This is a genomic window from Cuneatibacter sp. NSJ-177, from assembly GCF_022867805.1.
Lineage (GTDB): Bacteria > Bacillota > Clostridia > Lachnospirales > Lachnospiraceae > Pseudolachnospira.
In genome coordinates this window covers 15,084-30,901 of sequence record NZ_JALIFO010000005.1, presented here as the reverse complement: position 1 = coordinate 30,901, position 15,818 = coordinate 15,084, and the positions used below count along the sequence as shown (strand labels likewise).

At 52.1% G+C, this 15,818-nt stretch carries 12 protein-coding genes; 10 read left to right on the top strand and 2 right to left on the bottom strand.

From position 1 onward, the window contains the following. The first annotated feature begins 198 nt into the window (after nt 1-198). The 3 genes from trxB (at nt 199) to MUB23_RS08025 (ending at nt 4,405) form a co-directional block, all read left to right on the top strand. Nucleotides 199-1,122 (top strand): thioredoxin-disulfide reductase, encoded by a 924-nt coding sequence (gene trxB / locus MUB23_RS08035; protein WP_244799864.1) that lies wholly within the window; start codon nt 199-201, stop codon nt 1,120-1,122. Nucleotides 1,123-1,371: 249 nt separating this feature from the next. Further along, on the top strand, nt 1,372-2,907 hold the full coding sequence (locus MUB23_RS08030; protein ID WP_244799863.1) for a C40 family peptidase: 1,536 nt from the start codon (nt 1,372-1,374) through the stop codon (nt 2,905-2,907). A gap of 130 nt (nt 2,908-3,037) precedes the next feature. Then, entirely contained in the window at nt 3,038-4,405 is a 1,368-nt protein-coding gene (locus MUB23_RS08025; RefSeq protein WP_244799862.1) for a C40 family peptidase, read from the top strand. Between the two features lie 165 nt (nt 4,406-4,570). Here the strand turns inward: MUB23_RS08025 and MUB23_RS08020 are convergent, their stop codons facing one another. Continuing rightward, on the bottom strand, nt 4,571-5,632 hold the full coding sequence (locus MUB23_RS08020; protein ID WP_330641830.1) for an NAD(P)-dependent alcohol dehydrogenase: 1,062 nt from the start codon (nt 5,630-5,632) through the stop codon (nt 4,571-4,573). A 461-nt stretch (nt 5,633-6,093) separates the two neighbouring features. Between MUB23_RS08020 and bilQ the strand changes: the two genes are divergently transcribed. Then, entirely contained in the window at nt 6,094-6,582 is a 489-nt protein-coding gene (gene bilQ, locus MUB23_RS08015; protein ID WP_244799861.1) for a bilirubin utilization transcriptional regulator BilQ, read from the top strand. Then, the gene (gene bilS / locus MUB23_RS08010; RefSeq protein WP_330641829.1) at nt 6,579-7,241 is read left to right on the top strand and encodes a flavodoxin family protein BilS; all 663 of its coding nucleotides are present in this window, start codon (nt 6,579-6,581) and stop codon (nt 7,239-7,241) included. Before bilQ ends, bilS begins: the two co-directional genes overlap by 4 nt. A gap of 123 nt (nt 7,242-7,364) precedes the next feature. Here bilS and hpf read toward each other — a convergent pair whose 3' ends face one another. Next, entirely contained in the window at nt 7,365-7,892 is a 528-nt protein-coding gene (gene hpf / locus MUB23_RS08005) for a ribosome hibernation-promoting factor, HPF/YfiA family (RefSeq protein ID WP_244799860.1), read from the bottom strand. A 482-nt stretch (nt 7,893-8,374) separates the two neighbouring features. Here hpf and secA point away from each other — a divergent pair, with 482 nt between their 5' ends. The 5 genes from secA to MUB23_RS07980 all read left to right on the top strand — a co-directional run bounded on the left by secA (nt 8,375) and on the right by MUB23_RS07980 (nt 15,818). Continuing rightward, nucleotides 8,375-10,942, top strand: coding sequence for a preprotein translocase subunit SecA (gene secA / locus MUB23_RS08000; protein ID WP_244799859.1), 2,568 nt, complete (start codon nt 8,375-8,377; stop codon nt 10,940-10,942). A 9-nt stretch (nt 10,943-10,951) separates the two neighbouring features. Beyond that, nucleotides 10,952-12,062 (top strand): peptide chain release factor 2 gene (gene prfB / locus MUB23_RS07995; protein ID WP_244799858.1). Its coding sequence is split into 2 segments (ribosomal slippage): nt 10,952-11,026 and nt 11,028-12,062, totalling 1,110 coding nucleotides; the frame shifts between segments, so codons are not numbered across the junction. Between the two features lie 83 nt (nt 12,063-12,145). Continuing rightward, the gene (locus tag MUB23_RS07990; protein WP_244799857.1) at nt 12,146-13,357 is read left to right on the top strand and encodes a homoserine dehydrogenase; all 1,212 of its coding nucleotides are present in this window, start codon (nt 12,146-12,148) and stop codon (nt 13,355-13,357) included. A gap of 47 nt (nt 13,358-13,404) precedes the next feature. Continuing rightward, nucleotides 13,405-14,616 (top strand): cofactor-independent phosphoglycerate mutase, encoded by a 1,212-nt coding sequence (locus tag MUB23_RS07985; RefSeq protein ID WP_244799856.1) that lies wholly within the window; start codon nt 13,405-13,407, stop codon nt 14,614-14,616. Continuing rightward, nucleotides 14,610-15,818 carry an aspartate kinase gene (locus MUB23_RS07980; protein WP_244799855.1) on the top strand — a complete coding sequence of 403 codons (1,209 nt, stop codon included), beginning with the start codon at nt 14,610-14,612 and terminating at the stop codon, nt 15,816-15,818. Before MUB23_RS07985 ends, MUB23_RS07980 begins: the two co-directional genes overlap by 7 nt.

The following is a 15,818-nucleotide window of genomic DNA, read 5'->3' as shown; positions in this document are numbered from 1 at the left end:
AATATCTAATGCGTCTTTGATAGTAGGCATATCCAATTACCTCCTTCGGTGGTACTGTTTCTTACTATTATTATACGCTATTTCTCGTCAAAAATCAACCATTTGTTGTGACAGAGCCATGAAATTTCAGGTCACCGTTCACGGTCACAAGTTCAGAAAATGTTCCGGGATAGCGGAACAGATAAAAAGGAGAATCCTATGTACGATTTGATTATTATCGGCTCCGGCCCTGCCGGTCTCGGAGCGGCAATTTACGCGGAGCGCGCGCAGCTGAATACCGTTACCATCGAAAAAGAAATGATGAGCGGCGGTCAGGTTCTGACCACTTATTCCGTTGACAATTACCCCGGCTTCCCTGGGATCAATGGGTTTGACCTGGGGGTCAAGCTGCGGGAACATGCGGAAAGCCTGGGAGCTAAGTTTGTGGAGGACGAGGTGCAGGCAGTCGGTGTGGAAGACGGAATCAAGTTTGTCAAATGCGCCAAGGAAACCTATGAGGCGAAAGCCCTGCTGATTGCCACCGGCGCGAGACACAGAAAACTTGGGGTTGACGGGGAAGAGCGGCTCGGCGGCCGCGGCGTCAGCTACTGTGCCGTCTGTGACGGAGCTCTCTATAAAAATCAGACCGTTGCCGTGGTCGGCGGCGGCGATGTGGCGGTGGAGGACGCGATCTTTCTTTCCCGCCTCTGCGAAAAAGTATATCTGATTCACCGGCGGGATGAGCTGAGAGCGGCAAAATCGCTGCAAAAACAGCTGGAAGCCTGTGAGAATATCGAAGTGCTCTGGAATTGCGTGGTGGAGAAGGTAAACGGCGAAGACACGGTGGAAAGTATAAATGTTAAGAATTTATTACAGAAAAAAGTTCAGGAGCTTCCGGTGAATGGTTTGTTTGTGGCTGTCGGAATTTCTCCCAACAGCGACGTGTTTTTGGATGTTGTGGACGCTGAAAACGGTTATATTAAGGCAGGCGAAGACTGCGAAACCAGCGTTCCGGGGATTTTTGCAGCCGGAGACGTCAGAACCAAGGCTTTGCGCCAGATTGTGACGGCGGTGTCGGACGGCGCCAATGCAGTTGGATCCGCCGAACGGTATTTGAGGGAGTTGGAAGCCGGTCAAAAATGATGGATTGATGAAGAAGTGTTTAAGATATTCGAAATCCCATATCTTGATGTACCGACGGGGAGCCGGAAACGAGATATGGGATTTTTTGCTGGAATTCAGAGTTTTCTGGGGGATATGGAAGGAAATGGGAGGGGAAAAGGCGAAAGAAAATGAAGAAAAAGGGTTGACAGGCAGGGGAGGCTTTGTTATACTTATTTCAGATTTGTAACATTTGCGTAATAATTAGCAACAGTTAGGAGGTTTATAACTGTGGGAAAAAAGAAGATGGGAAAACGGCTTTTGACAGGAGCCGCATGTGTAGGAATCACGACGACGATGTTTGCCAGCACGATTTTTGCTTCTCCGATTGGAAAAACCGAGCTGAACGTCATCGGTGTTGCCGCCGCTGTTTCCAGTAATAAAACAAAGACGCCTGAGAAGAGCCAGGCGAAGTCCACGGTTGCTCCGTTGGCCGCCGCCGCAGTAGTGTCCCAGGCGACTGAGCCTACGGTTGCCCCGCTGGCTGCCGCTGCCGTGACCCCTGTGTCCAATACGGCTGAGACCGAGCACGCCGCCGTGGAAGCGCTGGAAGCCAGAGAAGCTGCGGAAGCGAATTCTCCCTATAAGGATATTGCGATTTCCCAGGTGGAGAATTATGTAAATATCCGTCAGGAACCAAACACTGACGCCGAGGTACTCGGAAAGATTTACAATAACGCCGCCGCGACGATTCAGGAGACCGTAGATCAGGAAGACGGCACCTGGTATAAGATCAAGTCCGGGTCTGTCGAGGGCTACATCAAGTCCGACTACTTTGTAACCGGAACCGATGCCGAGTCCATCGCACAGCAGGTGGGACATGTCACCGCCGAGATCAATACCGAGACGCTCCGCCTGCGCCAGGAACCCAGCCAGGACAGCCAGATGATCGATCTGCTCTCCGAAGGTGAGAAGTACACGGTGGAGGAGCAGGGTGACGAGTTCACGAAGATCTCGCTGGACGGCGACAAAGAAGGTTATGTACATAATGATTATATTAAGGTAGAGGTCAACTTCGAGCAGGCGATTTCCGTGGAAGAAGAGCGCCGGCAGCAGGAGGAAGAAGCCCGCAGACAGAGAGAGGCCGAGGAGGCTGAGAAACGTCTGAAAGAGCAGAAGGAAGCGGAAGAGAAGGCCAAGGAGTCGAGCAAGTCAGACTCAAAGGATGAGTCTTCCAAGAAAGAGACCTCCAAGAAGGAAAATAACTCCGATAAGGAGAGCAGCAAGAACACCTCCAAAGCCGAGGAAGAAAGAAACGACGAGGCTGGGGAAAACAACGATAACGGCAGCTCCAATGAGAACAGCAGTTCCGAAGAGAACAACAACTCTGACGAGAGCAGTTCCGAAGAGGAGAGAGAGCCGGAGACTGAGGCCACTGAGGAAGAGACCGAAGAGGAAACCTCCCATGAGAGCAATTCCGAGGTTCGCGACGCCATCGTTTCCTACGCTTTGACGTTTGTCGGCAATCTGGATTATGTATACGGCGGGACAAGCCTGACCAGCGGTGCAGACTGCTCCGGTTTCATTCAGTCCATCTATAAGAAGTACGGCATCAGCCTGCCTCGTACTTCCGGCGAGCAGGGCAGTACCGGACGCAGAGTCAGCTCGGATGAAATGCAGCCCGGCGATATCGTCCATTACAGCGGCCATGTGGCCATCTACATCGGCGACGGACAGGTGGTTCATGCCTCCAGCCCCAGCACCGGCGTAAAGATTTCCAAGTACAATTACCGCTCGATCAAGAGCATCCGCAATGTGATTGATTAATTTTGCACGGATTACGCTCCCCAGCTTGACAAGCTGGGGAGTTTTTGTTATGATTATGTCGTAATTGTAATAAATCTGTAATGAGATGACTTATTTTGTAAATCATAACGATATTTTGGAGGAACCCGGCTTGAGAGATTGGATGAGAAAATGGGGGTTAACCGGATTTTGTGCAGTGCTGACGATGGCGATGGTACCGAGCACTGCGTTTGCAGCTCCTGCAGAATCTGATTTGGGAGCGATCGGGGCGGCGGCTGCCGTACCGGGTGCAAATTCCAGCAGCGCGGTGGCTCCGTTGGGGGCGGCCGATTCTCTGTCAAACTTGGACAGCGCCAAAACCCAGGCGGAAGAGACTCCGGCGGAGGAGGAACACGCTGCGATCAAAGCTTACGAAGAGCGGAAAGCCGAGGTCGAGGAAGCGTACAAGAATGTCGCCATTTCCCAGGTGGAAAACTATGTAAATATCAGACAGGATGCCAGCACGGAAGCAGAAGTGCTGGGTAAGATTTATAACAACGCCGCTGCCACGATTCTGGAGACAGTCGAGAAGGAAGACGGCACCTGGTATAAGGTGAAATCCGGATCGGTGGAAGGCTTCATCAAGGCAGAGTATTTTGCCACCGGCGAGGAAGCGGAAGCTTTGGCGAAAGACGTGGGAAGAGTCAGCGCTACGGTGACCACCGAGACCCTTCGCCTGCGCGAGGAGCCGAATCTGGACAGCACGACCCTGACCCTTCTGTCCGCCGATGAGAAATATTCGATTGTTGAGGAGACCGGAGATTTTGTAAAGCTGTCGGTCGACACGGATCTGGCGGGTTATGTCTGCAAGGATTACGTGGATGTACATATTGACTTCGACCAGGCGATCTCCATCGAGGAGGAGAGAGCGGAGCAGGAGCGTTTGGAGCGCCTGCAGAGAGAGGCGGAGGAAGAGCAGGAGCGCATCCGCAAGGAGAAGGAAGAGGAATCCCGCTCCAAGGAGGCGGCCAACTCGAACAAATCCAATTCCAATAAGTCGAATAGCTCCAAGGACAGCACGAAGAAGTCCTCTTCGTCTTCCAATAACAACAGCAGCAAAAACGAAAGTTCCAAGAAGGAAACCACCAAGAAAGAGGAACAGAAGGCTCCCAGCAGCGACGGTTCCGTATCTTCTACCAGAAGAGCGATTGTTTCCTATGCGGAATCCTTTGTCGGCAATCTGGATTATGTGTACGGCGGGGATAGCCTGAAAACCGGCGTGGACTGCTCTGGTTTTGTACAGCAGATTTTTGCGAAGTACGGCGTGGATCTTCCCAGATCCTCCGGCGAGCAGGCCGGCGCAGGCAGATCCATCAGCTCCAGCGAGATGAAGCCGGGCGATATCATCTATTACGGCGGCCACGTGGCGATCTATATCGGCGACGAATGCGTGGTACATGCCTCCTCCCCGGATACGGGAGTGAAGATCTCCAGCTGGAATTACCGGACGCCGAAGAGCATCCGGAACGTGCTGGATTGATGAAAATATGAGATAGGATTAAAGGCAGGATGAATGGACATCCTGCCTTTTTCTTGGGGAATTTTTCCGGGTATAAAGCGCCAAGGGCCGGGACAGTAAAATATTGTCCCGGCCCTTGGCGTTGTTTATAATAGTTAATATGCTATCAAAAATTTACCGCGGATGTTAGATCATCACCACCGGCTTAATCAGATCGCGGGGTTTATCCTTCATCAGCAGGAGAGCGTCCTCCAAATGTTCAAAGCCCTGGAAACGGTGGGTCAGCAGCTTGGACGTGTCGAGACGTCCGGTTTCCATCAGGGACGCCAGCTTTTCCATGCGGAGCCGTCCGCCGGGCATCAGGCCGCCGGCGATGGTTTTGTGTCCCATTCCGCATCCCCACTCGATCCGGGGGATCTTCACATAATCACCGGACCCAAGGTAATTCACATTTCCGATGCGGCCGCCGGGTTTTACCATCTGTACAGCCTGGATAAATGTATCGTTGTCGCCTCCGGCGATGATGACTTTGTCAACGCCTTTGCCGTGGGTCTTCTCCATAATCTGCTCTACGATATCGCCTTCTTTATAGTTGAGGATATCCGTGGCGCCGTAGGCTTTAGCCACTTTAATGCAGTTGGGACGGGAGCCCACCGCATACAGACGGCTGGCGCCGTGCAGGGCCGCTCCAGCCACCGACATCAATCCGACCGGGCCGATTCCGATGACGCAGACAGAATCTCCGAACTGGACGTCCGCCAGTTCTACTCCGTGAAAGCCAGTGGGAACCATGTCGCTGAGCATAACCGCGTCCGCCGGGTCCAGGCTGTCGGGCAGGATCGCCAGATTGGCGTCCGCCTCATTTACATGGAAATATTCGCCGAATACGCCGTCTTTAAAATTGGAGAATTTCCAGCCTGCCAGCATACCTCCGGAGTGCATGGAGTAGCCGTTCTGGGCTTCCAGGCTGCCCCAGTCCGGGGTGATGGCGGGGACAATAACACGGTCTCCGGGTTTCAGATCCTTAACGAGGCTGCCGACTTCTACGACCTCACCGACGGCCTCGTGGCCTAAGATCATATCGGTGCGCTCTCCGATGGCGCCTTCCCAAACCGTATGAATATCGGAAGTACAAGGAGAAACCGCGATGGGTTTAACGATTGCATCCAGGGGGCCGCAGGCAGGGACCTCCTTTTCAATCCAGCCGGTTTTTCCGATTCCTAACATTGCGAAGCCTTTCATTTTCATAGGGTACGCCTCCAATTGATTATTATTTTATTAACGTTAATTTATTGACATATTAATGATAACAGTTATCGTTTCTTTTGTCAATAGAAAAATCAAGTTTGTTTGAATGTTATTAAGGGCATAGAGAAGGGCTGAGCTCAGAGCTGAAAATCCTTCATTTGAAGATTTGCCTGTGGCAAATCTTCGATACCACTGTAGGTCAGGCTCCGCGGTTTCTGCGCAATCCGGGGTAATTCCTACGGCTCCCTCTGCATGACCTCTCTGCATTTCTCCTCTTTTTGGGCATGTTTGGGGAGAGCTGAGATGGGTATGGGAGGAGGAATCTATTTGGTTTGGAGTGGTGTGAAACTGAAATGCCGGATATGGTCAAGCAATGAGCATGCGCCGTAAACATTTAAAATACTTGACATGGTCAAGCAATGGAGTATAATGGAGGAAAACATGGTGAGGGAGGGTTGGGCGTGGGGACGACCCTGGCATTTTATGCGGATTTGCTGTTTAAGGATTTTTCCTCTTATTGCGGCAGGGAACTGCAAAAATTAGGACTGACGGTGGGGTTATTATATTATGTCCTGTATGTGGGAAAAAATCCGGGATGTTCTTCGGGACAAGTGTGCCAAGGGCTTCATATGGATGCGGGGCATACGACACGTTCCGTGGACCGGCTGGTGAAACTGGGTTTTATGGTTCGGGAGAAGAATGGATGTGACCGGAGGGAAAACAGATTGAGACTGACGGAGAGAGGCGAGCAGGCATTTTTGTTCAGCTGCTCTCTGTTTGAGCATTGGGATCAGGAAATGCTTTCGGGACTGGAAGAAGAGGAGCAAAAACAGTTGAAGACACTTCTGAAAAAAATGGTTGGCCGAAAATGGGAGTGTGTTCCGGTGCCGGAAATATCCTGTTTTGCGGAGAACCCTCCGAAGACCAGGTATGGCAGCTCCTCCCGGTGAAGAAAGTTTTGCGCAACAACTGTGATCTGGGACTGGAAACAGTGTTTTTGAAGCGGCAGATGAGGCTTGGGAGCAAAGAAGACGGCGGAAAAATCGGATGGAACGATTGGATTGGAGGCAGGAATATGAAGTATGCGATTGTTTACAGCAGTAGATCCGGGAATACGGCCTTGCTGGCGGAGGCGCTGAAAGAGGGGCTGCCGAAAGAGGGATGCCGGTATTTTGGGACGGCGGATCTGGCGCAGAAGGATGCCAACGCCTGGGAGGCGGTTACGGGCTCGAAGCTGGTCCTGCTTGGCTTTTGGACGGACAAAGGAAACTGTGATGAAAAATCGGCGAGTGTTTTAAAAAAGCTGCGGAATCAGAAAATCTTTTTGTTTGGAACCGCAGGTTTCGGCGGCAGTGAAGAATATTTTCAGAAGATCCTGACTGCGGTGAAACAGCAGGCGGATCCCTCCAATACCTTTGTGGGATCTTACCTGTGTCAAGGGAAAATGTCGGTTTCGGTGCGCCGGCGGTATGAGACAATGCTGGCGGAGAAGCCGGGGGACAAAAAGATCCTCGGCATGCTGGAAAACTTTGACCGGGCGCAGAATCATCCAAATGAAGAAGATTGCGGGCAGCTCTTGGCGCGGGCAGGGGCCTTGGTGTCGGATTGACCGGAAGATGGAGGCAGAAAAGGAAACGGGCGGAGAGCAGGAGACAGTGGGGAACATTCTTGGAAAGAGGAAAAAAACAGGGCGGCTGTTTGGCCGCCCTGTCGGTTTTCATCCGTATTTCCATTAGAATTCCGGTTCGATTAATCCGTAGGTTCCGTTCTTTCTCTTATAAACCACATTGACCTGATCCGTATCCGCATCACGGAAGACGTAGAAGCTGTGACCCAGCATTTCCATCTGCAGACAGGCTTCCTCGGCATCCATGGGTTTGATGGCGAAGCGCTTTGTCTTTACGATCCGGATGGCGTCCTCTTCCTCGTAGGGCTCGTCCGCATATTCCTTGGAAAAGCTGGTGGCATTCTGAGTCGAATCGATCAATTTGTTTTTATATTTCTTTAACTGCCGTTCAATGGTCTCCTGTACCAGATCGATGGAGGTATACATATCCTCGCTGACCTGTTCTGCCCGGATGATGCGTCCTTTGACCGGAATCGTGACCTCAATTTTCTGACGTCCCTTTTCCACACTCAACGTAACCTGGGCTTCCGTGTCAGGATTAAAATACCGTTCCAGCTTTTTTAATTTGCTTTCTACGGCGTCCTGGAGGCCGGTGGTGAGATTGATGTTTCTCCCTGTGATGATAAAACGCATACAATCAACTCCTTTACGGTTATTTTTCTGTGGAAAACCAGAAAAAATGACTTTCTTCTTCCACAGGAGTCAAAGGAGGAGGCCGGAATTCGATTCCCTTTGACAAAAAAACGAAAAAAGGAAAAGATTCTGTCTACATGAAAAACAACCCCTTTGATATCCTTAATTGTACCATAAAATCCAAAAAACACAAGGAGTAATCCGAAAAAAAACACCGAAATTTTTGTAAAAAAAATGGGAAACGTGTCGAAAAGTCCACAGGCAGATACGGAGCAAAATTGTGGATAATGTGGATAACTTCGTGTATAACTCAATTTTGAGCCAAAAACAGCGGGACAGGCCTGTGGATAACTTTGTGTATGGCTGGGGGAAAAAGAAGGATAAGGACATCTGTCATCCACTGGAAAAAGAAGTGGTTGAATTCGGAAGGTTATGATGATACAATATACGGTGGTAAATTTTATGCTAAGGAGTGTAACTCTATGGGCTTAATACAGAAAGTATTTGGAACGCAAAGCGAGAAAGAGCTGAAGCGGATATCTCCTCTGATAGACAAGATAGAGAGTCTGCGCCCTCAGATGATGGAAATGTCGGACGAGGGTCTGCGGGAAAAGACGCAGGAGTTTAAAAAGCGTCTTGGAGAAGGCGAGACTCTGGACGATTTGTTGCCGGAGGCCTTCGCTGTTGTGCGGGAGGCAGCCAGAAGAGCATTACAGATGGAGCCGTACCGGGTGCAGCTGATCGGCGGTGTGATTCTGCATCAGGGGCGGATCGCCGAGATGCGGACCGGTGAAGGAAAAACCTTGGTCTCCACGCTGCCGGCGTACTTGAATGCGTTGGAAGGAAGAGGCGTTCACATCGTGACCGTCAATGATTACCTGGCCAAGCGTGACGCGGAGTGGATGGGACAGGTACATGAATTCCTGGGCCTGAAGGTCGGCGTGGTGCTGAACTCCATGACGCCGGAGGAACGGAAGCAAGCATACGCCTGCGACATCACCTATGTGACAAACAATGAATTGGGATTCGACTATCTGCGTGATAACATGGCGATCTACAAAGAGCAGCTGGTGCTCCGGGATCTCCACTATGCGATCGTCGACGAGGTGGACTCGGTCCTGATCGATGAAGCCAGAACCCCGCTGATTATTTCCGGACAGAGCGGGAAATCCACCAAACTCTATGAGGTCTGCGATTATCTGGCCCAGCGTTTAGAGCGCGGCGAGGAAACCGAGCTGACGAAGATGGCGGCGATCATGAAGGAGGAGCAGCAAGAAAGCGGCGACTTCGTGGTCAATGAGAAGGATAAGCAGGTCAACCTGACGGCCGAGGGCGTGGCCAAGGTGGAGAAATTCTTCCAGATTGAAAACCTGGCCGATCCGGAAAACCTGGAAATCCAGCACAACATCATCCTGGCGCTGCGGGCTCACAACCTGATGTTCCGCGACAAGGATTATGTGGTAAAAGACGATGAAGTTTTGATTGTTGATGAGTTCACCGGCCGTATCATGCCGGGCCGCCGGTACTCCGACGGACTGCACCAGGCAATCGAGGCAAAGGAGCACGTAAAGGTCAAGAGAGAGAGCAAGACTCTCGCCACGATTACGTTCCAGAACTTCTTCAATAAATTTGAGAAGAAGGCCGGTATGACCGGTACGGCCATGACCGAAGAAAAGGAATTCCGCGATATCTACGGTATGGACGTCATCGAAATCCCGACCAACAAGCCGGTGGTTCGTGTGGACCATCAGGATGCCGTTTACAAAACCAAGCGGGAGAAGCTCCATGCGATTGTGGAGGAGATTGTTTCTTCCCATGAAAAGGGACAGCCTGTGCTGGTCGGAACCATCACCATCGAGGCGTCCGAGGAGCTTTCGGCGCTGCTGAAAAAGCGGGGAATTACGCACAACGTGCTGAACGCAAAGTTCCATGAGCTGGAGGCTCAGATTGTAGCCGAGGCCGGACAGCACGGCGCGGTGACCATTGCCACCAACATGGCAGGCCGTGGTACCGATATCAAGCTGGATCCAGAGAGCGTTGCAGCCGGCGGTTTGAAGATCATCGGTACGGAGCGCCATGAATCCCGCCGGATCGACAATCAGCTGCGCGGCCGTTCCGGCCGTCAGGGCGATCCCGGTGAATCCCAGTTCTTTATCTCCTTGGAGGATGACTTGATGCGCCTCTTCGGCGGAGAGAAGATGCTGAATATGTTCAATGCCATGAAAGTTCCGGACAATGAACAGATTCAGCACAAGATGCTTTCCAATGCGATAGAAAAGGCCCAGAAGAAGATCGAGGGCAATAACTTCGGCATCCGGAAACAGCTGCTGGAGTACGACGAGGTCATGAACGAGCAGAGAGAGATCATCTACGGTGAGCGCCGCAGCGTATTGAACGGCGAGAGCATGCGCGACGTGGTGATGAAGATGATCAGCGACGTGGCCGAGCATATCGTGGACATGTGTATTTCTGAAGAGCAGACCCCGGAGCAGTGGGATATGAATGAGCTGAACTCCCTGCTGCTGCCGATCTTCCCGATGCGGACCGTGGTGCTGTCTGATGAGCAGAAGAAAACGTTCAAAAAAGCAGATCTGATGCAGATGTTAAAGCAGGCTACCGTGAAGCTCTACGAAGCCAAAGAGGCGGAGTTTACGGATCCGGAGCAGATCCGTGAGATTGAGCGCGTGGTTCTCCTGAAAGTCATTGACCGCCGGTGGATGGATCACATCGACGACATGGAGCAGCTGCGCCAGGGCATCGGCCTGCAGGCCTACGGCCAGAGAGACCCTCTGGTGGAATATAAGATGGCTGGCTATGATATGTTTGACCAGATGACGGCCTCCATCGAAGAAGATACGGTCCGCCTGCTGCTGCACATCCGCCTGGAACAGAAGGTGGAGAGAGAGCAGGTCGCAAAGGCCACCGGAACCAACCGGGACGACAGCCTTCCCAAGGGACCGAAGCGCAGAGAAGAAAAGAAGATCTACCCCAACGACCCGTGCCCTTGCGGTTCGGGCAAAAAATATAAACAATGCTGTGGCAGAAAGTAGGTGACATTAATGGTTGAATTAGACCAGTACAAAGTAAATCTGGCCGCCTGTGCCCAGCCGTTAATCGAAGTGAGGGATTCACTTTGACCTGGCTGGCAAAGAAAACCGGATTGCGGAATTAGAAAGAATCATGGAGGAGCCTTCCTTCTGGGAGGACGCCGAGAAATCCAGCAAGACCATGCAGGAGCTGAAAGGCTTGAAATCCGTCGTGGAGACTTGCAATGATCTTCAGACCAAGTTTGAAGATTTGGAGACCCTGATCGAGATGGCTTATGAGGAAGAGGATGAAAGTCTGATTCCAGAGATCGGGGAAGAGCTGGATGCCTTTACGAAAAAGCTGGACGACATGCGGGTCAGCACCCTGCTGTCCGGCGAATATGACAAAAACAATGCAATTCTGACCCTTCATGCGGGCGCTGGCGGTACGGAGGCCTGTGACTGGGCCGGGATGCTGTACCGAATGTACACGCGGTGGGCGGAGAAAAAAGGATTTTCCATTGAGGTGCTGGATTATCTGGACGGTGAGGAAGCCGGCGTCAAGTCGGTGACGATCCAGGTCGACGGTACCAACGCGTACGGATATCTAAAGTCGGAAAAAGGCGTGCACCGCCTGGTCCGCATTTCCCCGTTCAATGCGGCAGGAAAGAGACAGACATCCTTTGTGTCCTGCGATGTGATGCCGGATATCGAGGACGATTTGGACATTGAGGTCCGGGACGAAGATATCCGGATCGACACCTATCGTTCCAGCGGAGCCGGCGGACAGCACATCAACAAGACCTCTTCGGCGATCCGGATCACCCATTTCCCGACCGGAATCGTGGTCCAGTGCCAGAATGAGCGGTCCCAGTTCCAGAATAAGGATAAGGCGATGCAGATGTTAAAAGCAAAGCTGTATCTGCTGAAACAGCAGGAGCAGGCGGAGAAAGCCTCCGGAATTCGGGGCGAGGTCTCCGATATCAGCTGGGGAAACCAGATCCGCTCTTATGTATTGCAGCCCTATACCATGGTAAAAGATCACCGGACCGACGTGGAGACCGGAAACGTGAACAGCGTTCTGGACGGAAATATTGATCTTTTTATCAATGGATATCTGAAATGGTGCAATCTGTCGCGTTAAACTGCTAACGGACTATTGCATGAAAAGAAAAAGTGTTCTAACATCTAAAATTAGCATGAAAAACAGGGAAAGGAATCGAAACCATGCGGCAGATAGCGATTATGGGCTTCGGAACCATTGGTTCCGGCGTCTTTGATGTGGTAAATACCAACCGTGAGGTGATCAAGCGGAACCTGGGGGAAGAACTCCAGGTAAAGTACGTGCTGGATATCCGGGAATTTCCTGGCCAGCCGGTGGAAAAAGTTTTAGTCCATGATGTGGACACGATTGTGAACGATCCGGATGTGGATATTGTCGTGGAGACCATGGGCGGTCTGGAGCCTGCCTTCACCTTCGTGAAAAAGGCTCTGGAAGCGGGAAAGAGCGTGGCCACTTCCAATAAGGAACTGGTGGCGAAAAAGGGCGTGGAGCTTCTGGCACTGGCAAAAGAGAAAAACAGCAACTTTTTCTTCGGCGCCAGCGTCGGAGGCGGAATTCCCATTATCCGTCCGCTTCTCCGCAGCCTCAGCGCCGACGAGATCGACCAGGTGACGGGAATTTTAAACGGCACGACCAACTATATATTGACTAAGATGGATCAGGAAGAGACTTCCTTCGAGGATGCGTTAAAGGAAGCCCAGGACAACGGCTTTGCGGAGCGCAAGCCGGAGGCCGATGTGGAAGGCTTTGACGCCTGCCGCAAAATCGCGATCCTCAGCTCTATTGTGCTGGAGAAATTCGTCAATTTCGAAGATATTCAGACGGAAGGCATCACGAAGATTACCACGGCGGATTTCCAGTATGCGAGAAAGCTGGGCTGGGCGATCAAGCTCCTCGGCAGCAGCTGGAAGGAAAACGGCCGCGTCTACGCGATGGTGGCTCCCGCTCTGGTAAAGCCGGAAAATCCGCTTTTTGCGGTGAACGATGTGTTTAACGCTATTTTAGTGCACGGAAATATGGTGGACAATGTGATGTTCTATGGCCGCGGCGCCGGTTCCCATGCGACGGCAAGCGCCGTGATGGCCGATGTGGTGGAGGCAGCCAAAAACCTGCATCAGAACATTTATGCCGGATGGACCGCCGAGAAGCAGGAACTCTCCGGTATCTCCACCTCCAGGAAGCAGTTTTTAATCCGCGTAAAGGGAGACGCCTCCCGGAAATCGGAACTGGTTGAGAAGTTCGGAAGCGGCCAGCTGATCGACGCCGGGGTAGCCGGGGAGATCGGATATTTGACGCCGGTTATCAGTGAAAAGGAATTTGACGAGGCTGCGGCAGGGATGGAAGGCATTCTGCACCGGATCCGCGTGCAGGCGTAAGAAGTCCAGCGGGAATCCGCTTTAGAACGATGAGGAGAAACCAAGCTATGAAATATGTAGTGATATTAGGCGACGGGATGGCAGATGAGCCTTTGGCCGAGTTAAATGGCCGGACTCCTCTGGAAGTGGCCGAGACGCCGGTTTTGGATGAATTGTCAAAAAAATCGGAGCTCGGCCTGTCCCATACGATTCCGGAAGGCATGAAGCCGGGAAGCGATACGGCGAACCTGGCTGTGCTGGGATATAATCCGAAGGATTATTACACCGGCCGTTCCCCGCTGGAAGCGCTGAGCATCGGCGTACCGATGAAGGATACGGATATAGCGCTCCGCACGAATATCGTCACTCTGTCCGACGACGATGTTCCTTTTGAAGAAAAGACGATTCTGGATCACAGCTCCGGAGAGATTTCCACGGAAGACGCGGCGATCCTCCTTAAAGCAGTGAAAGAAGAACTTCAAAATGAGACCTATCAATTTTATGTGGGAACCAGCTACCGGCATCTCTTGATCTGGGATCAGGGCCAGGTGGTGGATTTGGCGCAGCCCCACGATCATCTGGGGCAGAAGATCGGGCCGTTCCTTCCGGAAGATCCCACCCTGCGGAAGATGATGATCCGCAGCTATGAAATTCTGAAAAATCATCCGTTAAATCAGGCCAGAATCGCCGCCGGTAAAAACCCGGCCAACTGTTTCTGGTTCTGGGGAGCGGGCACAAAGCCGATTCTGTCCTCCTTTGAGGAGAAGACCGGGAAGAAAGGCGTGATGATTTCCGCCGTAGACTTGTTAAAGGGCATCGCGGTCGGCGCAGGCATGAAGAATATCATTGTCGAGGGCGCAGACGGCACGCTGAATACCAACTATGAAGGGAAGGCCCAGGCGGCTGTGGACGCTCTGACGAAAGACGGCTATGATTTCGCCTATGTCCATGTGGAAGCTCCCGACGAGATGGGGCATCAAGGAAGCATCCCGCGCAAGGTGAAGTCCATTGAATACCTGGATCAGAGAGTGATCCGCCTCGTGAAGGAAGGGCTGGACGCCGCCGGGGTGGATTTCCGAATGCTGGTGATGCCGGATCATCCGACGCCGATCTGTGTCAGAACGCATACGTCCGATCCGGTACCGTATTTGATTTATGACAGCACCAAGCCGGAATCACATTCCTGGAACTATAACGAAAAAGAAGCAAAGGCCAGCGGCAATTATATTGCCGAAGGGTACCGCACCATGGATCATTTGCTGGGAGGAAAAACATGCTGATTGTAAAGAAATTCGGTGGCAGCTCCGTTGCCGATAAAGAGAGAATTTTTAACGTAGCCAACCGCTGTATCGAGGATTACAAGGCTGGCAATCAGGTCGTCGTTGTTCTGTCCGCGATGGGGAAAACCACCGACGGGCTGCTGGCAAAAGCAGCGGATATCAATCCGAACGCCAGCAAGAGAGAGCTGGATATGCTGCTCACAACCGGCGAGCAGGTTTCTGTCTCCCTGATGGCGATGGCGATGGGAGCTCTGGGCGTTCCTGCGGTTTCTTTAAATGCTTTTCAGGTAAAAATGCACACCACTTCGGTCTATGGAAATTCCCGCCTGCTTCGCATCGACCGGGAGCGGATTGAAGAAGAGCTGGAAAACAATAAGATTGTGATTGTGACTGGATTCCAGGGAATCAACAAGAAGGATGACTATACGACTTTGGGCCGCGGAGGCTCCGATACAACGGCGGTTGCCCTGGCGGCGGCCTTGCACGCGGACGCCTGCGAGATCTATACGGATGTGGACGGCGTCTACACCTCGGATCCCCGGATTGTGCCGGCTGCGCAGAAGTTAAAGGAAATCACTTACGATGAAATGCTGGAATTTGCGTCTCTGGGCGCCAAGGTGTTACATAACCGCTCGGTAGAGATGGCAAAACGTTATGGAGTGCCGCTGATCGTGCGCTCCAGCCTGAACCGGAATGAAGGAACGATTGTAAAGGAGAATGCAAACATGGAAGGAATGTTAGTCAGCGGCGTAGCTGCAGATAAAAATACCGCGAGAATTTCTGTCATCGGAGTGCGCAACGAGCCCGGAATTGCGTTTAAAGTATTCAAGTGCCTGGCAATGAAGAATATCAGCGTGGATATCATCCTGCAGTCCATCGGCCGGGAAGGCACCAAGGATATCTCCTTTACGGTAGCCAGAACGGATATGCAGGAAGCGGTCAAGGCTCTGGAGGAGCAGAAGACTTCCTGGGGCGCTACCGAGATCACTTATGATGATCATGTGGCGAAGGTCTCCATCGTGGGAGCCGGTATGGAGAGCAACGCCGGTGTTGCGGCGAAGATGTTTGAAGCCCTCTACAATGCCAATGTCAATATCCGTATGATCGGAACCGCTGAGATCCGCATCACGGTGCTGATCGACGAGGATGATGTGACCCGCGCGATGCGCGCCGTCCACACTGCGTTCGGCCTGGATGCTTAA

Excerpts from the sequence above, each read along its gene's own strand:
- trxB (WP_244799864.1), top strand. The coding sequence starts at position 199 with ATGTACGATTTGATTATTATCGGCTCCGGCCCTGCCGGTCTCGGAGCG.
- MUB23_RS08020 (WP_330641830.1), bottom strand. The coding sequence starts at position 5,632 with ATGAAAATGAAAGGCTTCGCAATGTTAGGAATCGGAAAAACCGGCTGG.
- hpf (WP_244799860.1), bottom strand. The coding sequence starts at position 7,892 with ATGCGTTTTATCATCACAGGGAGAAACATCAATCTCACCACCGGCCTC.
- secA (WP_244799859.1), top strand. The coding sequence starts at position 8,375 with ATGGGCTTAATACAGAAAGTATTTGGAACGCAAAGCGAGAAAGAGCTG.
- MUB23_RS07990 (WP_244799857.1), top strand. The coding sequence starts at position 12,146 with ATGCGGCAGATAGCGATTATGGGCTTCGGAACCATTGGTTCCGGCGTC.
- MUB23_RS07985 (WP_244799856.1), top strand. The coding sequence starts at position 13,405 with ATGAAATATGTAGTGATATTAGGCGACGGGATGGCAGATGAGCCTTTG.
- MUB23_RS07980 (WP_244799855.1), top strand. The coding sequence starts at position 14,610 with ATGCTGATTGTAAAGAAATTCGGTGGCAGCTCCGTTGCCGATAAAGAG.